This window comes from Sphingobium sp. JS3065 (assembly GCF_026427355.1).
GTDB lineage: Bacteria > Pseudomonadota > Alphaproteobacteria > Sphingomonadales > Sphingomonadaceae > Sphingobium.
The window spans coordinates 2,528,046-2,547,874 of record NZ_CP102664.1 but is presented as its reverse complement, the minus strand read 5'-3'; the positions used below and the strand labels follow the sequence as shown (position 1 = coordinate 2,547,874).

At 62.9% G+C, this 19,829-nt stretch carries 30 protein-coding genes; 27 read left to right on the top strand and 3 right to left on the bottom strand.

Features of this window, described 5'->3' with window-relative positions:
- Positions 1–15 precede the first annotated feature (15 nt).
- The 24 genes from rplC to NUH86_RS12365 all read left to right on the top strand — a co-directional run bounded on the left by rplC (position 16) and on the right by NUH86_RS12365 (position 13,671).
- On the top strand, positions 16–771 hold the full coding sequence (rplC, locus tag NUH86_RS12480; RefSeq protein ID WP_150291263.1) for a 50S ribosomal protein L3: 756 nt from the start codon (positions 16–18) through the stop codon (positions 769–771).
- A 2-nt stretch (positions 772–773) separates the two neighbouring features.
- On the top strand, positions 774–1,397 hold the full coding sequence (gene rplD, locus NUH86_RS12475; RefSeq protein WP_267249806.1) for a 50S ribosomal protein L4: 624 nt from the start codon (positions 774–776) through the stop codon (positions 1,395–1,397).
- Positions 1,390–1,707 carry a 50S ribosomal protein L23 gene (locus NUH86_RS12470; RefSeq protein ID WP_267249805.1) on the top strand — a complete coding sequence of 106 codons (318 nt, stop codon included), beginning with the start codon at positions 1,390–1,392 and terminating at the stop codon, positions 1,705–1,707. Before rplD ends, NUH86_RS12470 begins: the two co-directional genes overlap by 8 nt.
- A 2-nt stretch (positions 1,708–1,709) precedes the next feature.
- Positions 1,710–2,546 (top strand): 50S ribosomal protein L2, encoded by an 837-nt coding sequence (rplB, locus tag NUH86_RS12465; RefSeq protein ID WP_021239761.1) that lies wholly within the window; start codon positions 1,710–1,712, stop codon positions 2,544–2,546.
- A 5-nt stretch (positions 2,547–2,551) separates the two neighbouring features.
- The gene (rpsS, locus tag NUH86_RS12460) at positions 2,552–2,830 is read left to right on the top strand and encodes a 30S ribosomal protein S19 (RefSeq protein WP_007686576.1); all 279 of its coding nucleotides are present in this window, start codon (positions 2,552–2,554) and stop codon (positions 2,828–2,830) included.
- Positions 2,830–3,216, top strand: coding sequence for a 50S ribosomal protein L22 (rplV, locus tag NUH86_RS12455; protein ID WP_013847761.1), 387 nt, complete (start codon positions 2,830–2,832; stop codon positions 3,214–3,216). The genes rpsS and rplV overlap by 1 nt, the downstream gene beginning before the upstream one ends.
- A gap of 4 nt (positions 3,217–3,220) precedes the next feature.
- Positions 3,221–3,916, top strand: a complete 696-nt coding sequence (gene rpsC / locus NUH86_RS12450) for a 30S ribosomal protein S3 (protein WP_267249804.1) — start codon at positions 3,221–3,223, stop codon at positions 3,914–3,916.
- Between the two features lie 35 nt (positions 3,917–3,951).
- Positions 3,952–4,383 (top strand): 50S ribosomal protein L16, encoded by a 432-nt coding sequence (rplP, locus tag NUH86_RS12445; RefSeq protein ID WP_267249803.1) that lies wholly within the window; start codon positions 3,952–3,954, stop codon positions 4,381–4,383.
- 3 nt (positions 4,384–4,386) lie between these two features.
- Entirely contained in the window at positions 4,387–4,590 is a 204-nt protein-coding gene (gene rpmC, locus NUH86_RS12440) for a 50S ribosomal protein L29 (protein WP_267249802.1), read from the top strand.
- Between the two features lie 14 nt (positions 4,591–4,604).
- Positions 4,605–4,868, top strand: a complete 264-nt coding sequence (gene rpsQ / locus NUH86_RS12435) for a 30S ribosomal protein S17 (protein ID WP_006960320.1) — start codon at positions 4,605–4,607, stop codon at positions 4,866–4,868.
- A gap of 179 nt (positions 4,869–5,047) precedes the next feature.
- Positions 5,048–5,416: a 50S ribosomal protein L14 gene (gene rplN, locus NUH86_RS12430; RefSeq protein WP_007686569.1), complete on the top strand. Its 369-nt coding sequence runs from the start codon at positions 5,048–5,050 to the stop codon at positions 5,414–5,416.
- Positions 5,416–5,727, top strand: coding sequence for a 50S ribosomal protein L24 (rplX, locus tag NUH86_RS12425; RefSeq protein WP_267249801.1), 312 nt, complete (start codon positions 5,416–5,418; stop codon positions 5,725–5,727). The genes rplN and rplX overlap by 1 nt, the downstream gene beginning before the upstream one ends.
- The gene (gene rplE, locus NUH86_RS12420; RefSeq protein ID WP_267249800.1) at positions 5,727–6,299 is read left to right on the top strand and encodes a 50S ribosomal protein L5; all 573 of its coding nucleotides are present in this window, start codon (positions 5,727–5,729) and stop codon (positions 6,297–6,299) included. The genes rplX and rplE overlap by 1 nt, the downstream gene beginning before the upstream one ends.
- 52 nt (positions 6,300–6,351) lie before the next feature.
- Positions 6,352–6,657, top strand: coding sequence for a 30S ribosomal protein S14 (gene rpsN, locus NUH86_RS12415; RefSeq protein ID WP_007707881.1), 306 nt, complete (start codon positions 6,352–6,354; stop codon positions 6,655–6,657).
- A gap of 12 nt (positions 6,658–6,669) precedes the next feature.
- Positions 6,670–7,065: a 30S ribosomal protein S8 gene (gene rpsH / locus NUH86_RS12410; protein WP_013847757.1), complete on the top strand. Its 396-nt coding sequence runs from the start codon at positions 6,670–6,672 to the stop codon at positions 7,063–7,065.
- Positions 7,065–7,598, top strand: coding sequence for a 50S ribosomal protein L6 (gene rplF, locus NUH86_RS12405; RefSeq protein ID WP_013847756.1), 534 nt, complete (start codon positions 7,065–7,067; stop codon positions 7,596–7,598). The genes rpsH and rplF overlap by 1 nt, the downstream gene beginning before the upstream one ends.
- A gap of 1 nt (position 7,599) precedes the next feature.
- The gene (rplR, locus tag NUH86_RS12400; RefSeq protein WP_013847755.1) at positions 7,600–7,953 is read left to right on the top strand and encodes a 50S ribosomal protein L18; all 354 of its coding nucleotides are present in this window, start codon (positions 7,600–7,602) and stop codon (positions 7,951–7,953) included.
- 2 nt (positions 7,954–7,955) lie between these two features.
- Positions 7,956–8,666, top strand: coding sequence for a 30S ribosomal protein S5 (gene rpsE / locus NUH86_RS12395; protein ID WP_013847754.1), 711 nt, complete (start codon positions 7,956–7,958; stop codon positions 8,664–8,666).
- 5 nt (positions 8,667–8,671) lie between these two features.
- A complete protein-coding gene (gene rpmD / locus NUH86_RS12390; protein ID WP_267249797.1) occupies positions 8,672–8,851 on the top strand; it encodes a 50S ribosomal protein L30 in 180 nt (59 codons plus the stop codon).
- 264 nt (positions 8,852–9,115) lie between these two features.
- Positions 9,116–9,652 carry a 50S ribosomal protein L15 gene (gene rplO, locus NUH86_RS12385; RefSeq protein ID WP_267249795.1) on the top strand — a complete coding sequence of 179 codons (537 nt, stop codon included), beginning with the start codon at positions 9,116–9,118 and terminating at the stop codon, positions 9,650–9,652.
- A 189-nt stretch (positions 9,653–9,841) separates the two neighbouring features.
- Positions 9,842–11,206 carry a preprotein translocase subunit SecY gene (gene secY, locus NUH86_RS12380; protein ID WP_267249793.1) on the top strand — a complete coding sequence of 455 codons (1,365 nt, stop codon included), beginning with the start codon at positions 9,842–9,844 and terminating at the stop codon, positions 11,204–11,206.
- Positions 11,207–11,252: 46 nt separating this feature from the next.
- Positions 11,253–11,909 carry an adenylate kinase gene (locus NUH86_RS12375; RefSeq protein WP_267252129.1) on the top strand — a complete coding sequence of 219 codons (657 nt, stop codon included), beginning with the start codon at positions 11,253–11,255 and terminating at the stop codon, positions 11,907–11,909.
- 88 nt (positions 11,910–11,997) lie between these two features.
- Positions 11,998–12,537: an SRPBCC family protein gene (locus tag NUH86_RS12370; protein WP_267249792.1), complete on the top strand. Its 540-nt coding sequence runs from the start codon at positions 11,998–12,000 to the stop codon at positions 12,535–12,537.
- Positions 12,538–12,630: 93 nt separating this feature from the next.
- Positions 12,631–13,671 carry an acyltransferase family protein gene (locus tag NUH86_RS12365; RefSeq protein WP_267249791.1) on the top strand — a complete coding sequence of 347 codons (1,041 nt, stop codon included), beginning with the start codon at positions 12,631–12,633 and terminating at the stop codon, positions 13,669–13,671.
- Between the two features lie 307 nt (positions 13,672–13,978).
- Here NUH86_RS12365 and NUH86_RS12360 read toward each other — a convergent pair whose 3' ends face one another.
- Positions 13,979–14,749, bottom strand: coding sequence for a CsgG/HfaB family protein (locus NUH86_RS12360; protein WP_267249790.1), 771 nt, complete (start codon positions 14,747–14,749; stop codon positions 13,979–13,981).
- A 187-nt stretch (positions 14,750–14,936) separates the two neighbouring features.
- Between NUH86_RS12360 and lepA the strand changes: the two genes are divergently transcribed.
- The 3 genes from lepA to NUH86_RS12345 all read left to right on the top strand — a co-directional run bounded on the left by lepA (position 14,937) and on the right by NUH86_RS12345 (position 18,167).
- A complete protein-coding gene (gene lepA, locus NUH86_RS12355; protein WP_267249789.1) occupies positions 14,937–16,742 on the top strand; it encodes a translation elongation factor 4 in 1,806 nt (601 codons plus the stop codon).
- A gap of 182 nt (positions 16,743–16,924) precedes the next feature.
- Positions 16,925–17,311 carry a PH domain-containing protein gene (locus tag NUH86_RS12350; protein ID WP_267249788.1) on the top strand — a complete coding sequence of 129 codons (387 nt, stop codon included), beginning with the start codon at positions 16,925–16,927 and terminating at the stop codon, positions 17,309–17,311.
- Between the two features lie 172 nt (positions 17,312–17,483).
- Positions 17,484–18,167 carry a hypothetical protein gene (locus NUH86_RS12345; RefSeq protein WP_267252128.1) on the top strand — a complete coding sequence of 228 codons (684 nt, stop codon included), beginning with the start codon at positions 17,484–17,486 and terminating at the stop codon, positions 18,165–18,167.
- A 68-nt stretch (positions 18,168–18,235) separates the two neighbouring features.
- Here NUH86_RS12345 and NUH86_RS12340 read toward each other — a convergent pair whose 3' ends face one another.
- Entirely contained in the window at positions 18,236–18,529 is a 294-nt protein-coding gene (locus tag NUH86_RS12340) for an I78 family peptidase inhibitor (protein WP_267249787.1), read from the bottom strand.
- Positions 18,530–18,541: 12 nt separating this feature from the next.
- Complete coding sequence (gene rnd, locus NUH86_RS12335) at positions 18,542–19,708, bottom strand: ribonuclease D (protein ID WP_267252127.1); 1,167 nt, start codon at positions 19,706–19,708, stop codon at positions 18,542–18,544.
- Between the last annotated feature and the right edge of the window lie 121 nt (positions 19,709–19,829).

The following is a 19,829-nucleotide window of genomic DNA, read 5'->3' as shown; positions in this document are numbered from 1 at the left end:
TGGGAGTAATCGGTGATGCGCACAGGCGTGATCGCTAAGAAAGTCGGGATGACCCGTCTGTTCCAGGAGGACGGACGTCATATTCCGGTTACGGTTCTGGCCCTTGAGGGCAATCAGGTCGTGGCCCGCAAGGAAGTCGATCGTGACGGTTATGTCGCGGTTCAGCTCGGTGCGGGTGTCGCGAAGGTCAAGAATGTCGCCAAGCCGCAGCGCGGCCACTTCGCCAAGGCGGAAGTGGAGCCGAAGGCGCGCCTGGTCGAATTCCGTGTCGCCGAGGACGCGCTCCTCGATGTCGGCGCCGAGATCGCGGCCGATCATTTCATCGCCGGCCAGTTGGTCGACGTCGCCGGTCACACCCAGGGTAAGGGTTTTGCTGGCGCCATGAAGCGCTGGGGCTTCGGCGGCATGCGCGCCACCCACGGCGTGTCCATCAGCCACCGTGCCCATGGTTCGACGGGTAACCGTCAGGATCCGGGCCGCGTCTTCAAGAACAAGAAGATGGCGGGTCACATGGGTGACCGTGAGCGGACCCAGCAGAATCTCGAAATCGTCCGGACGGACGTCGAACGCGGTCTGCTGTTCGTGAAGGGCAGCGTTCCGGGCGCCAAGGGCACCTGGCTGACCGTCAGCGACGCCGTCAAGGTGAAGCGTCCGGCGGATGCCCCGTATCCGGCGAGCCTGAAGCAGGCCGCCAACAGCAACAACGCTCCGGCCGAAACGCCTGCTGAAGAAGCAGTCGCTCCCGAAGCGACCGAAGGCCAGGAGGGCTAATCATGAAGGTCAATGTACAGACCCTCGATGCCGCAGCCGCCGGTGAGCTGGAGCTGAACGATGCCGTGTTCGGCGTTGAGCCCCGCACCGACATTCTGCACCGCGTCGTCACCTGGCAGCTGGAAAAGCGTCGTGCGCCTGCCCGTGCTACCCGTGAACGTTCGGACGTTGCCCGCACCGGCAAGAAGTTCGGTCGTCAGAAGGGCGGGGGTACGGCTCGTCACGGCGATCGCCGCGCTCCCGTCTTCATCGGCGGTGGTAAGGCTCACGGCGCCCGCGCCCGCGACTTCGGTCACGACCTCAACAAGAAAATTCGTGCGCTAGGCCTGAAAATGGCCCTGTCGTCGAAGGCGAAGGACGGTTCGCTGATCGTTCTCGACAATCTTGATGTGGCGGAAGGCAAGACCAAGGCTCTGGTCGCCCACCTTGCCAAGCTGAACCTGACCAAGGCCCTGTTCATCGACGGCGACGCGGTCAACGTCAGCTTCGCGAAGGCTTCGGCCAACATCGTCGGCGTGAACCTGCTGCCGGCCGTTGGCGCCAACGTATACGACATACTGAAGGCCGACTCGCTGGTGCTCACCCGCGCCGCGGTCGAAAAGCTGGAGGCCCGTTTCAATGGCTAAGAAAGAAGCCGCGACTGTGAGCAACCGTCATTACGATGTGGTTGTAGCGCCGGTCATCACCGAGAAGTCGACCCTTCTCTCAGAGAATAACGCCGTCGTCTTCAAGGTTGCCAATGACGCGACCAAGCCGGAGATCAAGGCTGCCGTCGAAGCGCTCTGGGGCGTGACCGTCAAGAGCGTGAACACGCTGGTCGTCAAGGGCAAGACGAAGAAGTGGAAGGGCAAGCCCTACACTCGCTCGGACGTCAAGAAGGCGATCGTTCGCCTGGCTGATGGCCAGTCGATCGACATCACCGAAGGAGTGCGCTGACCATGGCGCTTAAGAGCTATAATCCGACGAGCCCGGCGCAGCGCGGCCTGATCCTCGTCGACCGCAGCGGCCTGCACAAGGGCAAGCCCGTCAAGGCGCTGACCGAAGGCAAGCGCAAGACCGGCGGCCGCAACAACAAGGGCCATGTGACCTCGCGCGGCATCGCCGGCGGTCACAAGCAGCGCTACCGCATCATCGACTTCAAGCGTCGCTTGTGGGACGTCGAGGGCACGGTCGAGCGTCTGGAATATGACCCTAACCGCACCGCCTTCATCGCGCTGGTAAACTATCCCGACGGCACCCAGGCCTATATCCTGGCGCCGCAGCGTCTGGCGCCCGGCGACAAGGTCGTCGCGGGCAAGAAGACCGACGTGAAGCCGGGCAATGCGATGGAACTGGGCCAGATGCCGGTCGGCACCATCATCCACAATATCGAGATGAAGCCCGGCAAGGGCGGTCAGCTCTGCCGTTCGGCTGGCACCTACGCCCAGTTGGTCGGCCGCGATCGTGGCATGGTGATGGTCCGCCTGTCCTCGGGCGAGCAGCGTTACATCCGTTCGGACTGCATGGGCACCGTCGGTGCCGTGTCGAACCCGGACAATGCCAACACCAACCTTGCCAAGGCCGGCCGTAACCGCTGGCTCGGCAAGCGTCCGCTGACGCGCGGTGTGGCGAAGAACCCGGTCGATCACCCGCATGGCGGTGGTGAAGGCCGGACCTCGGGCGGCCGTCATCCGGTCACGCCCTGGGGCAAGCCGACCAAGGGTGCGCGCACCCGCCACAACAAGGCGACGGACAAGTTCATCATCCGTAGCCGCCACGCGAAGAAGAAGAGGTAAGCGAGATGGCTCGTTCCGTCTGGAAAGGTCCGTTCGTGGACCTCAGCCTTCTGAAGAAGGCGGAAGTGGCGCAGGACGCCGGTGGCCGTTCGGGTCCGATCAAGACCTGGTCGCGCCGTTCCACCATCCTGCCGCAGTTCGTTGGCCTGACGTTCAACGTCTATAATGGCCGCAAGCATGTGCCGGTCTCGGTGAACGAGGATATGGTGGGTCACAAGCTGGGTGAATTCGCCCCGACCCGCTACTTCCCCGGCCATGCCGCCGACAAGAAGGGCAAGCGCTAATGAGCAAGGAAAAGGCTCCCCGTCGCGTCGCCGACAATGAAGCGCTGGCCGTTGGCACGCAGATCCGCGGTTCGGCCCAGAAGCTGAACCTGGTCGCCACGCTCATCCGCGGCCGCAAGGTCGAGGACGCGCTGAACATCCTCGCCTTCTCCAAAAAGGCGATGGCGGTCGACGTGCGCAAGGTGCTGGCTTCGGCCATCGCCAATGCGGAAAACAATCACAATCTGGACGTCGACGCGCTGGTCGTGGCGGAAGCATCGGTGGGCAAGAGCTTCACCCTGAAGCGCTTCCACGCCCGCGGCCGCGGCAAGTCGACCCGGATCCTGAAGCCCTTCAGCCGCGTGCGCATCGTGGTGCGTGAAGCTGCTGAAGAAGCGGAGGCGTAAGACTATGGGTCACAAGAGCAATCCGATCGGTCTGCGCCTGCAGATCAACCGCACCTGGGACAGCCGCTGGTTCGCGGAAGGCGCCGATTACGGCCGCCTGCTGCTGGAGGATCTGAAGATCCGCCAGTTTATCATGAAGAACCTGCCGCAGGCCGCGATCTCCAAGGTCGTGATCGAGCGTCCGGCCAAGCTGTGCCGCATTTCGATCTATGCCGCCCGTCCGGGCGTCATTATCGGCAAGAAGGGCGCGGACATTGAAAAGCTGCGCAAGAAGCTGGGCAGCCTGACCTCTTCGGACGTCAGCCTGAACATCGTCGAAATCCGCAAGCCGGAAGTCGATTCCAAGCTCGTGGCGCAGGGCATCGCCGATCAGTTGGAGCGCCGCGTGGCGTTCCGCCGCGCGATGAAGCGTGCGGTGCAGTCGGCTCTTCGTCTGGGCGCCGAAGGCATCAAGATCACCTGCGGCGGCCGTCTGGGCGGCGCGGAGATCGCCCGCGTGGAATGGTATCGCGAAGGCCGCGTTCCGCTGCACACGCTGCGCGCGAATGTAGACTATGCCGAAGCCGAGGCCCACACCGCTTATGGCGTGTGCGGCATCAAGGTCTGGATCTTCAAGGGTGAAATCCTTGGTCACGATCCGATGGCCACCGATCGGCTGATGCTGGAGGCTCAGACCTCCGGCGTGCGGCCTGCTCGCTGATTTCGGCGCGCTGAAGATAAGAAGGTAATAGCGTCATGCTGCAACCGAAGAAAATGAAGTTCCGTAAGACCTTCAAGGGTCGGATCAAGGGCGACGCCAAGGGCGGTTCGGACCTGAATTTCGGCTCCTATGGTCTGAAGGCCCTGGAACCCGAGCGCGTCACCGCACGTCAGATCGAAGCGGCTCGCCGCGCGATCACTCGCCACATTCGCCGTCAGGGCCGTCTGTGGATCCGCGTGTTCCCCGACGTTCCGGTTTCCAAGAAGCCTGCCGAAGTCCGTCAGGGCAAGGGTAAGGGTTCGGTCGAATATTGGGCGGCGCGCGTAAAGCCCGGCCGCATCCTGTTCGAACTGGACGGCGTGCCCGGCCCGCTCGCAGCAGAGGCTTTCTCGCGCGCCGCGATGAAGCTGCCGATCAAGACGAAGGTTGTCGCTCGCCTCGGCGACACCTCCCACCTGGAGGGTTAATCCGTGGCGAATGTAGCTGACCTCAAGACCAAGTCGGACGACGAACTGTCGACCGAACTGAACAACCTGAAGCGCGAGCAGTTCAACCTGCGTTTCCAGGCGGCCACCAACCAGCTGGAAAAGCCCAGCCGCGTGAAGGAAGTCCGCCGGTCGATCGCGCAGATCAAGACGCTGCAGACCGAGCGTTCGCGCTCGGCCGCGAAGTAAGAAGGGAACACACGATGCCCAAGCGCGTGCTGACGGGAACGGTGGTTTCCGACAAGACCGACAAGACGGTGGTGGTTCGCGTAGAGCGCAAGGTAAAACATGCGCTCTATGGCAAGATCATCCGCCGTTCGAAGAAGTACCATGCCCATGACGAGGGCAATGTCTACAAGGAAGGCGAAACGGTCCGCATCGAAGAGACCGCTCCGATTTCCAAGCTCAAGACCTGGAAGGTCATCGAGCGCGTGGACACCCACAAGTCGCCGGAAACGGCGGCTTGAGGGAGGCTCGTTGAGCCTTTGAACTAAAAATGCGGCGCGGGGCTGGCCTTTTTCTCATGGAAAGGGTACAGGCCCGCGCTTCGCGTAGAGTCAAAGGTTCGGCTTAGGGGACTCTAGGCAGTGAAATTCGGAACCGCCGGGAATTGCCCCGGTAGGCCAAATAAGAAGGAACCGGATCCATGATCCAGATGCAATCCAATCTTGACGTCGCTGACAACAGCGGCGCCAAGCGCGTCCAGTGCATCAAGGTGCTGGGCGGCTCGAAGCGTCGCTTCGCGAGCGTAGGCGACATCATCGTCGTCTCGATCAAGGAAGCTGCGCCTCGTGGCAAGGTGAAGAAGGGTGACGTGCATCGCGCCGTCATCGTGCGCACCGCCAAGGACGTGCGTCGCGCTGATGGCAGCGTGATTCGCTTCGACGGCAATGCCGCTGTGCTCATCAACAAGAACGAGGAGCCGATCGGCACCCGTATTTTTGGCCCGGTCGTTCGCGAACTGCGCGCTAAGAAGCACATGAAGATCATCTCGCTTGCCCCCGAGGTGCTGTAATGAGCGCTGCGAAGATCAAGAAGGGCGACAAGGTCGTCGTCCTGGCCGGCAAGGACAAGGGCCGCACCGGCGCCGTCCTGCAGGTGCTGCCCAAGGACGACAAGGTTCTCGTCGAAGGCATCAACGTGCATGCGCGTCACCGCAAGCCCGACCAGGCGAACCCGCAGGGCGGCATCGAGCGCAAGCCCGCGCCGCTCCACATTTCGAACGTCGCTGTCGCCGACAAGGATGGCAAGCCGACCCGCGTCCGTTTCGAGGATCGCGACGGCAAGAAGGTCCGCGTCGCCGTCAAGTCCGGTGAGGTGCTGTAATGAGCGACAAGTACATTCCGCGCTCGAAGGCGCAGTATGACGCCGAAATCGTCAAGGCGATGACCGAGAAGTTCGGTTATGAGAACGTCATGCAGGTGCCCAAGATCGAGAAGATCACGCTCAACATGGGCGTGGGCGAAGCGACCCAGGACAAGAAGAAGGTCACTTCGGCCGCCGAGGAGATGGAACTGATCGCCGGCCAGAAGCCGGTCATCACCAAGGCCCGCAAGTCGATCGCGCAGTTCAAGCTGCGTGAAGGCATGCCGATCGGCGCCAAGGTCACGCTGCGTCGTGAGCGCATGTACGAGTTTCTTGATCGTCTGATCAACGTTGCTCTGCCCCGCGTGCGCGACTTCCGCGGTCTCAACCCGAAGAGCTTCGACGGCCGTGGCAATTATGCCTTCGGCATCAAGGAGCAGATCATCTTCCCCGAGATCAACTATGACCGCATCGACAAGGTGCGCGGCATGGACATCATCGTGACCACCACGGCGAAGACGGACGATGAAGCGCGCGAACTGCTGCGCCTCTTCGGTTTCCCCTTCCCGCTCGAAGAGAAGCAGGCGGCCTGAAAGGGCCCCGCTTCTCTCCCAAACGCTTAAGCTAAGGAAGAGAACTTAAGTCATGGCGAAACTGAGTTCGATCAACAAGAACGAGCGTCGCAAGAAGCTGGTGAAGAAATATGCCGGCCGTTATGCGAAGCTCAAGGCGATCGCGAATGATACCGCGGCCGATGACAGCGATCGTCTGATCGCGCGTCTGAAGATGGCGGAGATCCCCCGCAACGGCAATCCGACCCGCGTTCGGAACCGCTGCGAACTGACGGGGCGTCCCCGCGCATATTACCGCAAATTCCGTCTCTGCCGCGTGCAGTTGCGTGATCTGGCCAACAAGGGCCTGATCCCCGGCGTCACCAAGTCGAGCTGGTAAGGATCATTTGAAATGGCATTGACCGATCCCCTGGGTGATATGCTCACCCGCATCCGCAACGGGCAGCAGGCGAAGAAGGACAGCGTGATGTCCCCCGCTTCGAAGCTGCGCGCCCGCGTGCTCGACGTGCTGCAGCGCGAAGGTTACATCCGTGGCTATTCGGAGGAATTGCTCGGCAACCATCCCGGCCTGCGCATCGAGCTGAAATATTTCGAAGGCCAGCCGGCGATCAAGCATGTCGCCCGCGTGTCCAAGCCGGGCCGCCGCGTTTATTCGGGTTCCAAGGAACTGCCGGTGATCCGCAACGGTCTGGGCATCACGATTGTCTCGACGCCCCGTGGCGTTCTGTCCGACGCGGAAGCGCGGGAACAGAATGTCGGCGGCGAAGTGCTGGCGGAGGTGTTCTGATGAGCCGTACTGGTAAAAAGCCGGTCGCCGTCCCTGCGGGCGTGACCGCTGCCATCGCTGACGGTGCGCTGTCGGTGAAGGGCCCCAAGGGTACCCTGTCGCTGCCGCTGGCCGACGAAGTGACCTACAGCATCGAAGACGGCTCGATCGCCGTGCAGCCTGCAAACGACAGCAAGCGCGCCCGCGCTTTCTGGGGCATGCAGCGCACGCTGATCGCGAACCTGATCACTGGCGTGACCGAAGGCTTTTCCAAGAAGCTGCTGATCACCGGTGTCGGTTACCGTGCCAACTCGCAGGGCAAGACCCTGAAGCTGCAGCTCGGCTATTCGCATGACGTCGATTTCGAGATCCCCGAAGGGATCGAGATCAAGACCCCGGATAACACCACGGTCGAGATCAGCGGCATCGACAAGCAGAAGGTGGGTCAGGTTGCTGCCGAAATCCGCCGCTGGCGCAAGCCCGAACCCTATAAGGGCAAGGGCATCAAATACGCCGGCGAGTTCATCTTCCGCAAGGAAGGGAAGAAGAAGTAAGATGGCAAAGCTTTCCCTCTTCGCGCGGCGTCGCCGCCGCGTTCGCACCTCGCTCAAGGCAGTGTCGGGCCACAAGCCCCGCCTCAGCGTCCACCGTTCGGGCCGTCACATCTACGCCCAGGTCATCGACGATGCGCAGGGCAAGACCCTGGCCGCCGCGTCGACCCTGGACAAGGATGTGCGTGGCCAGACCGGCGCCACCTCGCAGGCCGCCGCCGAAGTCGGCAAGCGCGTCGCCGCCGCGGCGACCGCTGCCGGCGTCACCAAGGTCGTGTTCGACCGTGGTGGTTTCCTGTTCCATGGCCGCGTCAAGGCGCTGGCCGATGCGGCCCGTGAAGCCGGGCTGGAGTTCTGATCATGGCTGACGAAAACACCAACGAAGTCGTCGCGCCCGTCGAGGGCGTTGAAGCGGCACCGACCGAAGGTCGTGGTCCCGGCCGTGGCCGTGGTCGTGGCGGCGATCGCAACCGTGGCGAGCGTGGCGGCCGTGGCCGTCGCGACGACCGTCGCGGCAACCGCGACGAGGAACAGGGCGAAGAGCTGATCGAGAAGCTGGTTCACATCAACCGCGTTTCGAAGACCGTCAAGGGCGGTAAGCGCTTCGGTTTCGCCGCTCTGGTCGTCGTCGGCGACGGCAAGGGCCGCGCGGGCTTCGGCCATGGCAAGGCGCGCGAAGTGCCTGAAGCCATCAGCAAGGCGACCGCTTCGGCCAAGAAGGCGATGGTTCGCGTTCCGCTGAAGGAAGGCCGCACGCTGCACCATGACGGCCTGGGCCATTTCGGTGCGGGCAAGGTGACGGTTCGTTCGGCGCCTGCCGGTACGGGCATCATCGCCGGCGGTCCGATGCGCGCCGTGTTCGAAAGCCTCGGCGTCGCGGACGTCGTGACCAAGTCGAACGGCACGTCGAACCCCTATAACATGATCCGGGCGACCTTCGCGGCGCTGGGCGAGCAGACCAGCCCCAAGTCGGTGGCGCAGCGTCGCGGCAAGAAGGTCGCCGACCTGCTTCGTCGCGGTGGGGCCTCGGCCGAAGTCGCTCAGGCCGACGCCGAAGCGATTGCGGAGTAACTGATATGGCGAAGATCAAGATCAAGCAGATCGGTTCGCCGATCCGCCGTCCCGAAGCCCAGAAGAAGATTCTGATCGGCCTCGGCCTTGGCAAGATGCACCGCGTGGTGGAGCTGGAAGACACTGCGGAAGTCCGCGGCGCCATCGCCAAGCTGCCCCATATGGTGGCGGTGGTCGAAGACTGAGCCTTTCGATCATCAAGGAATGAAGCGGGAGAGGGGGGAACCCCTCTTTCGTTTTATGAAAGCGGGCAATATGCCCACTTTCGTCATCCCGGCGGAGGCCGGGATCTCAGGCCAGATGGCGCGTCCTCGATGAGGAGACCCCTGGCCGCAGGATGACTTCCGCGAGGAAGCGTCCAGATCAACCCGGCCCCAGCTTTCGCTGGGGCTTCGGTTCGATCCGAGAGGATCGAACCTCCGCGCGAACATAGCGAAAGCGAGTGCACAATGACGAAGCTTAACGAACTCAACGACAATGCCGGCGCCCGCAAGGGCCGGATGCGCGTCGGCCGTGGTATCGGCTCGGGCAAGGGCAAGACCGCCGGTCGCGGCCAGAAGGGTGCGAAGGCACGTTCGGGCGTTGCCATCAACGGTTTCGAGGGTGGCCAGATGCCGCTCCACATGCGTCTGCCGAAGCGCGGCTTCAACAACATCTTCGCAAAGGATTACGCGATCGTGAACCTGGGCGCGGTGCAGAAGGCGATCGACGCCGGGAAGCTGGACGCCAACGCCACCATCGACCATGCGGCGCTGAAGGCTGCTGCCCTGGCCCGTGGCGGCAAGGACGGCGTGCGTCTGCTCGCCAAGGGTGAACTGACCGCGAAGGTCAGCTTCCTGGTCGCGGGCGTGTCGAAGGGCGCCGTCGAAGCGGTCGAGAAGGCTGGCGGCAAGGTCGACGTGATCGAAGTCGTTCCGGCGGCGGAGAAGGCCAAGGCCAAGAAGGGCACTGCCCTTGCCGCGAAGAAGGCTGCTGCAAAGGCCTGATCTGGCCTTACAAGTCTTGCAAGCGTGACCCCGCTGCCCGATATGGGTCGGCGGGGTCATGTGCATCGGGGGTGCTATTTGTCGCAAGTGCGGCAATTCCCGGTTCGACAGCGCCCCATGGCCCCGCTAAGGGGTTAGCGATTCAGGCTGGAGCGTGACTCCGGCAAGATGTTTTGAAGGGCAGCCAAGATGGCATCGAGAGCCGACCAGCTCGCATCCAATCTCAGCCTGGCGAAGTTCAGCCAGGCGACCGACCTCAAGAAGCGCCTGTGGTTCACGCTGGGCGCGCTGATCGTTTTTCGCTTCCTCAGCTTCGTGCCGCTGCCGGGCGTCGATCCGACCGCCCTGTCGCAGCTTTACAAGCAGACCAATGGCGGCATCCTCGACATCTTCAACACCTTCTCCGGCGGGTCGCTTTCGCGCATGAGCCTGATCGCGCTCGGCGTGATGCCCTACATCACGGCGTCGATTGTGGTGCAGCTCGCCGCCAGCCTCTCGCCGCAACTCGCGGCGATCAAGAAGGAAGGCGAGAGCGGGCGCAAGAAGCTGAACCAATATACCCGCTACGGCACCGTCGGCCTGACCGCCGTTCAAGGCTATTTCATCGCCGTGGGGCTGGAGAGTTTCGGCGCCCAGTCGGGGGTGCAGGCGGTCGTCGATCCGGGCATGTTGTTCCGCGTCGCGGCGGTCATATCGCTGATCGGCGGCACCATGTTCCTGATGTGGCTGGGTGAGCAAATCACCTCGCGCGGGATCGGCAATGGCGTGTCGCTCATCATCATGGCGGGCATCGTCGCGCAATTGCCGGTGACGCTGAGCAACCTGTTCAAGTCGAGCAGCACGGGCGCGATTTCGGGTCTGGTCATCTTCCTGGTGATTGTGTTGGGCTTTGGCCTGATCGCCTTCATCTGCTTCATGGAGCGGGCGCAGCGGCGAGTGCTGATCCAATACCCCAAGCGCCAGACGCGCCAGGGACTGATGCAGGCGGACCGCAGCCATCTGCCGCTCAAGGTCAACACCGCCGGCGTGATCCCGCCGATCTTCGCCAGTTCGCTGTTGCTGATGCCGCTCACCGTCTCCCAATTTGCGGGACAGACCGTCGCGGGTGAGAGCAAGCTGGGCGATTTCGTGCTGACGCTGAACCAGTATCTGTCGCATGGCAGCCCGGTCTATATGGGGCTTTATGGCCTTGGCATCGTCTTCTTCTGCTTCTTCTACACCGCCGTGGTGTTCAATCCGGAAGAGACGGCCGATAATCTGAAGCGCAACGGCGGTTTCATCCCCGGCATTCGTCCGGGAAAGAACACCGAAAACTATCTCGACTATGTGCTGACCCGGATCACGGTGATCGGCGCGGCCTATCTGGCCTTCATCTGTCTGGTGCCGGAATTCGTCATCGCCCGCGCAGGCATTCCCTTCTACCTTGGCGGGACTAGCCTGTTGATCGTGGTCAATGTTACGGTCGACACTGTGACGCAGATTCAGAGCCATTTGCTGGCCCATCAATATGGGGACCTGATCAAGAAGGCAAAGCTGAAGGGGCGTCTGCGCTGAAGATGCAGCGCGGTTGGAAGCGCGAAAACAGGGGAGAATGCGCGACATGAATATCATATTGCTCGGCCCTCCGGGCGCCGGCAAGGGAACGCAGGCTACCCGTCTGGTAGACAGCCGGGCCATGGTGCAGCTATCGACGGGCGACATGCTGCGCGCGGCGGTGAAGGCCGGAACGCCGATCGGCCTTAAGGCCAAGGCCGTGATGGAGGCGGGCGAACTGGTGTCGGACGAGATCGTGTCGGGCATCATTGGCGAGGCGCTGGATGCGCTGTCGGCAGAGACCGGCGTGATCTTCGACGGTTATCCCCGGACCGAGGCGCAGGCCCATTCGCTTGACGGAATTTTGGCGGACCGCGATCGCACGCTCGACCATGTGATCGAGTTGGAAGTGGACGAAGACGCGCTGGTCGAGCGCATCACCGGCCGCTTCACCTGCGCGACCTGCGGCGAGGGGTATCACGACAGGTTCAAGACGCCGAAGGTCGAGGGTAGCTGCGACAAATGTGGCGGCCATGAGTTCAAGCGCCGTCCGGACGACAATGAGGAAACCGTGCGGACCCGCATGGCCGAATATCGCGCCAAGACCGCGCCGATCCTGCCGATCTACGAAGCGCGCGGCATCGTGTCGCGGGTCGACGGCATGGCCGACATGGACGATGTGACCGTCGCCGTCGGGGCCATATTGGACGGCAAGAACGGCTGAACCGAATTTTTCCGCGTCGGAAGCCATAACGGACGACTCGGAAAATCCGGCGAACCCCATTATCCTGCCCCCTGCATGGGAGGGCGTGATGAAGCGACATGGATCTTGGATATGGGCTGGTGTGGCGATGGCCGCGCCGGCCCATTCTGCTGTTACGGGTAGCAGCGATATCGGCTTTGCGGTGGAGAATAGCGTCGATGTCGCCGCCGATGCGGCGACCGTTTACCGGCTGTTGGGGCAACCGGCCCGCTGGTGGAACGGGGAGCATAGCTATAGCGGCGATGCGGCCAATCTCAGCCTTGATCCCGTGGCGGGCGGCTGTTTCTGCGAAAAGGTGCCGGGCAAGGATGGGCAGGCTGGAAGCGTCGAGCATGGCCGCGTGATCCATGCCGCGCCGGGCAGGCAATTGCGGCTTTCAGGAGCGCTGGGGCCGTTGCAGGCGGAAGCCGTGACCGGGACGCTGACTTTCGACATTGCTCCCGCTGGGAAGGGCGTGCGGGTCGAAATGAGCTATGTCGTGGGCGGCTACATGCGGGTCGGGGCGGCCAAGATCGCTCCACTTGTCGACAAGGTTCTGGCCGAGCAATTGCAGGGGTTGAAGCGGGCGGCGGAGGCGGAGCGGCCTTAGGGGGACGGGAGCATTGTCAGCCCGTCAGAGATAAGTGCCGTCTTAACCACGATATTAACGGAAAGATTGCTGTTCTGTTGCTATGGCGCGGGCATGACGGGGGCGCACCCTTCCACTCGCCGCTTGACGGAACTGGACGCCTTGCGCGGTCTGGGCGCACTGTGCGTGCTGGTTTTCCATTATTCCACCCGCTTCCATGAACTGTTCCCGCAGGCGGCCCATGTGCCCTTCAACTTCCTGGGCGGCAATTATCGGGTGCTGCTGTTCTTCGCCATTTCGGGCTTTGCGATCTTCTTCACGCTTGAGCGCATCCGGACCGTCGCGGATTTCCTGATCAACCGCTTCGCCCGGCTATATCCGGCCTATCTGGTTGCGATGCTGCTGACGCTGGGGGTCGAATATCTGGCGCGGGTGTCGCAACTGTTGATCGGGCCGGGCGCGATCCTGGCCAATTTCACCATGTTGCAGGGCTTCGCCTTCCTGCCGGAGGTTGACGGCGCCTATTGGACGCTGACGGTCGAGATCGCCTTTTACTTCTGCATGCTGTCGATCTGGAAATGGACGGGCCTCAGGCGGCTGGAGCCGGTGCTGGCTGGTTGGCTGATGCTGCGTTGGCTCTATGCGCTGTGGCCGGGCATGCCGGAGCGGATCGTGATGCTGCTGGTGCTGCGCTATCTGCCCTTCTTCATCATCGGCATATTGTCCTATCGCGTTTGGGCGGGGCAGCGGCGCTGGCGGGACCAGGCACCCCATGCCACACTGGCGCTGCTGTCGATCGCCACCGTCGACAGTTGGGACATCACTCTGACGGGTCTGATCCTGCTGGCGGTTTTCGCGGCGTTGATCGCCGGGAGGCTGCGGTTTCTGCGCTTTCCGCCGCTCGTCTGGATGGGCGGGATCAGCTATTCCTTCTATCTGATCCACCAGCATGTCGGCTTTGTCGTGATGCTGAAAATGGCGGACGCGGGATATAATCCGTGGGCGGGCTTTGCGGCGGCTTTTGCGGTGGCGCTGGCTTTGGGGACGATCATCAACCGGGCGGTCGAACGACCGGTGGGGGAGGCTATTTTGACTTGGTGGCGGCGGCGTCGGGAGCGGGCGGTGCTGACGGAGGTGGCGTCGGGCCGAGTGTGAGCGGGCTTCTTGTGGCTTAGATGGGTGGAGCGCGGACGTTCAGTTTCCGTTCGGGCTGAGCCCTTCGACTGCCTGCCAGGGCAGGCGCTCAGGATAAACTTGCCTTCGGCAAGTCGAAGCCTTCAGCCGAGCGGAGCGAGGCTTCCATGCTTCGCCTCCGCTCAGCAGAGCCCTTCGACTTCGCTCAGGGCGAACGGATATCTAATGTCCGCCATTGGCCAAAAGCAGGCGGATCGATCGAGCTAAGGCCGACACAAAAAGGGCGCCGCCGGCATCTCCGGCGGCGCCCTTTCCGTAATAACGTCGCTTACTGTGCGCGAGGCGCCGCTGCGGCCGCATTGGCGGGCAGGCCGCCTAGCTGCGTCACCAGCTTGGTATAAGCGTCGAGATAGGCCAGCACGATCACCTGCCCGATCTCCGTATTCTGATAGCCACCGCCGCCGACCGCAGCGAGACCGCCCCACCAGCCTGCACCGCCACCGCCGCCGAAGCTGAGGTCCGACTTGCGGGAATAGCCCTCCGTCAGCGCCTCTTCCTCGGTCGTGCGGGCGTTGACGATCGAAAGCGTCACATTGGCCTCGCTCTTCTTGATCGAGATGCCGCCGGCCAGCGCGCCGAAGGTCCGGCCGCCGAGCATGCCGCCGAGCATGCCGCCCAGCGCGTTGCCGCCCGAATTCTTGTTAGAGGAGACGATGTCGGGCTGCAGGTAATAATCCGCCGCCTTCACCTGGCCCTTGCCCAGGTTCGACCCCGCCTGCAATTCGCCGGAGTCGGCCATGGCGCGCTCCAGGTTGCGGCTGGCCATGGCGCGGCCCCGATTGACGATGCCGAAGCAGCCCGACTGCTGGATGAACACCTTGAGGATCGCCTCCGGGCTGCCCAGGTTCAGTTCACGCCACCACTGATTGTCCGGCTCGACAATCGCCACCGTGCCGATGCGGCGGGTGCAATGAGGAATTTCGGCGGTTTTCTTGGCCTGCTGCTGCCGGGCGGACGAACCCTTGTCGGCGGCCATCGCCGGAGAAGCCGCGACAGCCAGCCCGGCTGCGGCAGCGACGAATTTCGCGAACACACGCATTGTCATGCACCCCTGAAAGTTGCGGAAGTCGTTTTGCTTTTGTGGCGCCCCGATATTGGACCCAAGCTCTAGCACAACCGTCTGGGCGCGCAAGCAATGCGAATGGTTATCATCGCTATGCCCTTAGCGGGCGCGCCGATACGCGTGCCTGCTGACATGCCCGCAAATGGCTGCTATCGGCGCGGCCATGACCGATCTCTCGCACATCCGTAATTTCTCGATCATCGCCCATATCGACCATGGCAAGTCGACCCTGGCCGACCGCCTGATCCAGCGCACCGGGGGGCTGACCGACCGGGAGATGAGCGCCCAGGTTCTCGACAATATGGATATCGAGAAGGAACGCGGCATCACCATCAAGGCGCAGACCGTGCGCCTCGATTATGTTGCGAAAAATGGCGAAACCTATGAGCTGAACCTGATGGACACGCCGGGCCATGTCGACTTCGCCTATGAGGTGAGCCGGAGCCTTGCAGCGTGCGAGGGCGCGCTGCTGGTGGTCGACGCGGCGCAGGGCGTGGAAGCGCAGACGCTGGCGAACGTCTACCAGTCCATCGAGCATGATCATGAGATCGTGCCGGTGATCAACAAGATCGACCTTCCCGCCGCCGAGCCGGAGAAGGTGAAGGCGGAGATCGAGGAAGTGATCGGCCTCGACGCATCGGAAGCGGTGCTGGCCAGCGCCAAGTCGGGCATCGGCATCGACGACATATTGGAAGCGGTGGTCGCCAAGATTCCCGCGCCCAAGGGCGACCGCGAAGCGCCGCTGGAAGCGATGCTGGTCGATAGCTGGTACGACCCCTATCTGGGCGTCGTCATCCTGGTGCGCGTGATGAACGGCGTCATCAAGAAGGGCCAGAACATCAAGTTCATGATCGGCGGCACCGAGCATCTGATCGACCGCGTCGGCTGTTTCCGGCCGAAGATCGAGCAACTGGCGGAATTGGGGCCGGGCGAGATCGGCTTCATCACCGCGCAGATCAAGGACATCAGCCAGACCCGCGTGGGCGACACCATCACCACGGTCAAGAACCCGGCCAAGGAAGCCCTGCCGGGTTTCAAGGAAGTGCAGCCGGTGGTGTTCTGCGGCCTGTTCCCGGTGGACGCCAATGATTTCGAGAAGCTGCGCGATTCGATTTCCAAGCTTCGGCTGAACGACGCCAGCTTTTCCTTCGAAATGGAGACGTCGGCGGCGCTGGGCTTCGGCTTTCGCTGCGGTTTCCTGGGGCTGCTGCATCTGGAGATTATCCAGGAGCGGCTGACGCGCGAATATGATCTGGACCTCATCACCACCGCGCCGTCGGTGGTCTATGAAATCCATATGAATGACGGGACGACGCGGCACCTCCACAACCCGGCCGACATGCCCGACGCCAACCATATCGATTTTATCGAGGAACCGTGGATCGAGGCGGTGATCTACTGCCCCGACGAATATCTGGGTAGCATCCTCAAGCTCTGCCAGGACCGGCGCGGCATTCAGAAGAATCTGACCTATGTCGGCGGGCGGGCGCAGGTGACCTATGAACTGCCGCTCAACGAGGTGGTGTTCGACTTTTACGACCGGCTCAAGTCGATCTCGCGCGGCTATGCCAGCTTCGACTATCACCAGATCGGCACGCGAGAGGGCGATCTCGTCAAAATGGGCATCCTCGTCAATAACGAGCCGGTCGATGCGCTCTCCATGATCGTTCACCGGGGCACCGCCGAATCGCGCGGACGCGGCATGTGCGAGCGGCTGAAGGATCTGATCCCCCGCCATCTGTTCAAGATTCCGATTCAGGCGGCGATCGGGGGCAAGGTGATCGCTCGCGAAACCATCGCGGCGATGCGCAAGGATGTGACCGCCAAATGCTATGGCGGCGACATCACCCGCAAGAAGAAGCTGCTGGAGAAGCAGAAAGAGGGCAAGAAACGGATGCGCGAATATGGGTCCGTCCAGATCCCGCAGGAGGCCTTCATCGCCGCGCTGCGCATGGGGGATGAGGGCTAGCGGTTTTCGATCTGATTGAATCAGATCGACCGCTCTATTTCTTTGTTTTACCGCGATTTCTTAAACGTCAGATGATGCCATCGGACTGGAAATCGCTCTAGGGCCGCATCCCGCTTGACCGTGGCGCTGCTTCCATGGTCAATGCTTGCGCCTATTCAGGCGGTAAGCGACAGGGGAATGGCGTGAGCGAGACATGGCTGTACGATGAGCATCCCGCGATGTTCCGTGCGCATCCCTTCCTGTTCATCCTGCTGCTGATTTCCGTCGTCGGCATCCTGGCCATCGGCGTGTGGTGGGTGTTGCGCAAGGGCGAGCGGCTGGCGCTTTCCGACCGGGAAGTGCTGTTGGAGCGCGGGCTGCTGGCCAAGCAGCGGACGGAGATCGCGCTGTCCAGCATCCGCAGCGTGCGTATTACCCAGACGTTGGGCCAGCGTATATTCAACGTCGGCAATGTGGAGCTGTTCAGCGCGGGCGATGTGGCGGAAATCGCGGTCAAATCCATGCCCCGGCCGGACCGCATCCGGGCGATTGCCGCGTCCCGCAACCTCGATCTGCTGCCCCAGCGATAGGAGAATGGTGAACAGCCTCTTGACTTGTCCGCATTTATTTCAACGATAGTGCAACAGCGAGAAGGGGTGCTTTGGAGCGCCCCCAGACCAGCAGGAAGGACGCCGGAGGAAAGCCGGTCCGCAGTGGCGCGGGCAGGCGTGCAAGGGGTCGTCGTGCATGGGCTTTCGTGTGATGCCGTCGCTGCCGGAACTGACCGTGCAGCAGCAGGACGAAGTCCGTCAGACTTGCGGTTTCGCTTGTGTCCGCTGCGGCGTGACCATTTACCGTTATCTGCAACTGCCTGAAAGCCATGGCGTGACGCTGCTTTGCCCGACCTGCCATGGGTTGGTCGAGGAAGGGCGGCTGACGCCGACGCAGGTGCAGGGCTTCCATGCCAACCCGGTCGTGCGGCAGCGCCATTTCGCGCGCGACCGCCTGCCCTTTTCGCCGGAATTGCCGACGCTGATCATGGGCGGTTCGCAATTGCTGAGGGACACGCCGATCCCGCTGATGCTGGATGGGGAGCCGATCCTGATCTTCGCCCCGCCGCGCCGGAGCAATGGGGCGACGCGAATCAGCGTGCGCATGGGCGGCCCCGATGGCGAGCCGGTGCAGGTCGTGAACGGCAATGAATGGATGCCGGTCGACGGTAGCTGGCACTTCCTGCTGCGCGGCGACCGCTACAGCATGATGGCGGCGCGGGGCGAGGGGTTGGCGGTGCTGCGCATCGTGGCGCGCAACCGGATCGCGGTGGAGCATCTGCGCACCACCATCAGGGGACGGCGGCTGGAGGTGACGCCCGACTGGCTGGAGATCGACGGCAAGCGCTATGTCGGGCGGATCGGCAGCGGGACGTTGATCGGGCTGGAGTGTTGAGCGCGACGGCGGCGCGGATATGCCCAAGCATCTCTCCGTGATCCGCGTCGTTTCGGACGGGGGAGGATTCAGCCGCAGCGGGCGGAGGTGATCGCCATGTTCCCATCATAGCTGACGGTCAGCCGGTCGGGGCGGAAATCCATGGTCATCGCCATGCCGGGCGCGCCCCAGCGAAGGGTGCGGGCGCCCGACGCCTTGAGCAATCGCGCGCCAAGATCCGCGCTGGCGGTCTGGCCCACGAACCGGTCCAGCCCTTCGTCGCGGCACGATCTTTCGGCTGTGGGCGGCGGTGGCGTGGCGGGGCCTTGGGCGCCTGTGCAGGCGGCCAGCAGAGGAAGCAAAATCAGCCCCGTCGTCCGCATCCGTCCTGGCTCCTATTCCGTGCGGGTCATCTTGAGGCGACCGTTCCGGACTGCGAAGGCGAGGCGGCCTTCGACCAGATCGACGGCATCGCGCCCAAATTGCTCATAGCGCCAGCCCTCCAGGATCGAGAGATCCTCGCGCACGCCCGCCGCCAGCGCGTCGATATCGTCGCTGCGGGCGATCAGGCGCGCCGCGACATTGATGTCGCGTGAGCGGATTTTGAGGAGCAGCTTCAAAAGGTCGGCCACCAGCGCGCCGTCCTTGCCCAGGCCGGGGCGCTTGGGATCGCGCTCAGGCATCTCCTCCTTGGCGAGCGGCGTGTGGCTTGCGAGCGCGAGCATCAGGCGGTTGCCGATATCGTTGGTCTTCCAGGTGGCGGAGAGGCCGCGTACTTTGCCCAAATCTTCCTGGCTACGCGGCGGGTGGCTGGCGATGTCGGCCAGCGTCTCGTCCTTGACGATGCGGCCGCGTGGCAGGTTCTTGTCCCGCGCCTCTATCTCGCGCCAGGCGGCAAGGGCCTTCAGGCGGCCAAGGACATCGGCCTTGCGGCTGGCGATGCGGACGCGCTGCCATGCTTCCTGGGGGTCGTTCTCGTAATTGGAGGGATCGCTGATCCGCTCCATCTCCTGGTCCAGCCAGTCGCCGCGCCCGGTGCGCCGCAGTTCCTCCAGCATCTTGGGGAAAATCTGGATCAGATAGGTGACGTCGCCGATGGCGTAATCGATCTGCCGCTTGTCCAGCGGGCGGCGCGCCCAGTCGGTGAAGCGCGCGCCCTTGTCGAGCTGCACCCCCAGCCAGGCGTCGACCAGGTTGCCGTAGCCGATCTGCTCGCCCAGCCCTAGCGCCATCGCCGCGATCTGCGTGTCGAACATCGGGTGCGGCGTCTTGCCGGTCAGATTATAGATGATCTCCAGATCCTGCCCACCGGCGTGAAAGACCTTCAGCACATCCTCATTGTCGACCATCAGGTCGAGCAGGGGGGAAAGGTCCAGCCCCGGCGCCTTGGGATCGATGGCGGCGGCTTCGTTCGAATCCGCGACCTGCACCAGGCAGAGGTCGGGCCAATAGCTGTTTTCGCGCATGAACTCGGTATCGACCGCGATGTAGGGCGACTTGGCGATCCGGGCGCAGAATGAAGCGAGAGTCTTGCTGTCGGTAATCAGCGGATGGATTTGCATATGGTCTTCGATCTTATTATGGGCTGGCCCGTCGCGCACGGGCTGGTCAATGCTTGACAAGACTGCCCATAGCGGCGCTGCAACAATTTGTCATTTCCGTAAAACGTAGCTGAAAGAATAG

Excerpts from the sequence above, each read along its gene's own strand:
- rplC (WP_150291263.1), top strand. The coding sequence starts at position 16 with ATGCGCACAGGCGTGATCGCTAAGAAAGTCGGGATGACCCGTCTGTTC.
- rplD (WP_267249806.1), top strand. The coding sequence starts at position 774 with ATGAAGGTCAATGTACAGACCCTCGATGCCGCAGCCGCCGGTGAGCTG.
- NUH86_RS12470 (WP_267249805.1), top strand. The coding sequence starts at position 1,390 with ATGGCTAAGAAAGAAGCCGCGACTGTGAGCAACCGTCATTACGATGTG.
- rplB (WP_021239761.1), top strand. The coding sequence starts at position 1,710 with ATGGCGCTTAAGAGCTATAATCCGACGAGCCCGGCGCAGCGCGGCCTG.
- rpsS (WP_007686576.1), top strand. The coding sequence starts at position 2,552 with ATGGCTCGTTCCGTCTGGAAAGGTCCGTTCGTGGACCTCAGCCTTCTG.
- rplV (WP_013847761.1), top strand. The coding sequence starts at position 2,830 with ATGAGCAAGGAAAAGGCTCCCCGTCGCGTCGCCGACAATGAAGCGCTG.
- rpsC (WP_267249804.1), top strand. The coding sequence starts at position 3,221 with ATGGGTCACAAGAGCAATCCGATCGGTCTGCGCCTGCAGATCAACCGC.
- rplP (WP_267249803.1), top strand. The coding sequence starts at position 3,952 with ATGCTGCAACCGAAGAAAATGAAGTTCCGTAAGACCTTCAAGGGTCGG.
- rpsQ (WP_006960320.1), top strand. The coding sequence starts at position 4,605 with ATGCCCAAGCGCGTGCTGACGGGAACGGTGGTTTCCGACAAGACCGAC.
- rplN (WP_007686569.1), top strand. The coding sequence starts at position 5,048 with ATGATCCAGATGCAATCCAATCTTGACGTCGCTGACAACAGCGGCGCC.
- rplX (WP_267249801.1), top strand. The coding sequence starts at position 5,416 with ATGAGCGCTGCGAAGATCAAGAAGGGCGACAAGGTCGTCGTCCTGGCC.
- rplE (WP_267249800.1), top strand. The coding sequence starts at position 5,727 with ATGAGCGACAAGTACATTCCGCGCTCGAAGGCGCAGTATGACGCCGAA.
- rpsN (WP_007707881.1), top strand. The coding sequence starts at position 6,352 with ATGGCGAAACTGAGTTCGATCAACAAGAACGAGCGTCGCAAGAAGCTG.
- rpsH (WP_013847757.1), top strand. The coding sequence starts at position 6,670 with ATGGCATTGACCGATCCCCTGGGTGATATGCTCACCCGCATCCGCAAC.
- rplF (WP_013847756.1), top strand. The coding sequence starts at position 7,065 with ATGAGCCGTACTGGTAAAAAGCCGGTCGCCGTCCCTGCGGGCGTGACC.
- rplR (WP_013847755.1), top strand. The coding sequence starts at position 7,600 with ATGGCAAAGCTTTCCCTCTTCGCGCGGCGTCGCCGCCGCGTTCGCACC.
- rpsE (WP_013847754.1), top strand. The coding sequence starts at position 7,956 with ATGGCTGACGAAAACACCAACGAAGTCGTCGCGCCCGTCGAGGGCGTT.
- rpmD (WP_267249797.1), top strand. The coding sequence starts at position 8,672 with ATGGCGAAGATCAAGATCAAGCAGATCGGTTCGCCGATCCGCCGTCCC.
- rplO (WP_267249795.1), top strand. The coding sequence starts at position 9,116 with ATGACGAAGCTTAACGAACTCAACGACAATGCCGGCGCCCGCAAGGGC.
- secY (WP_267249793.1), top strand. The coding sequence starts at position 9,842 with ATGGCATCGAGAGCCGACCAGCTCGCATCCAATCTCAGCCTGGCGAAG.
- NUH86_RS12375 (WP_267252129.1), top strand. The coding sequence starts at position 11,253 with ATGAATATCATATTGCTCGGCCCTCCGGGCGCCGGCAAGGGAACGCAG.
- NUH86_RS12370 (WP_267249792.1), top strand. The coding sequence starts at position 11,998 with ATGAAGCGACATGGATCTTGGATATGGGCTGGTGTGGCGATGGCCGCG.
- NUH86_RS12365 (WP_267249791.1), top strand. The coding sequence starts at position 12,631 with ATGACGGGGGCGCACCCTTCCACTCGCCGCTTGACGGAACTGGACGCC.
- NUH86_RS12360 (WP_267249790.1), bottom strand. The coding sequence starts at position 14,749 with ATGCGTGTGTTCGCGAAATTCGTCGCTGCCGCAGCCGGGCTGGCTGTC.
- lepA (WP_267249789.1), top strand. The coding sequence starts at position 14,937 with ATGACCGATCTCTCGCACATCCGTAATTTCTCGATCATCGCCCATATC.
- NUH86_RS12345 (WP_267252128.1), top strand. The coding sequence starts at position 17,484 with ATGCCGTCGCTGCCGGAACTGACCGTGCAGCAGCAGGACGAAGTCCGT.
- NUH86_RS12340 (WP_267249787.1), bottom strand. The coding sequence starts at position 18,529 with ATGCGGACGACGGGGCTGATTTTGCTTCCTCTGCTGGCCGCCTGCACA.
- rnd (WP_267252127.1), bottom strand. The coding sequence starts at position 19,708 with ATGCAAATCCATCCGCTGATTACCGACAGCAAGACTCTCGCTTCATTC.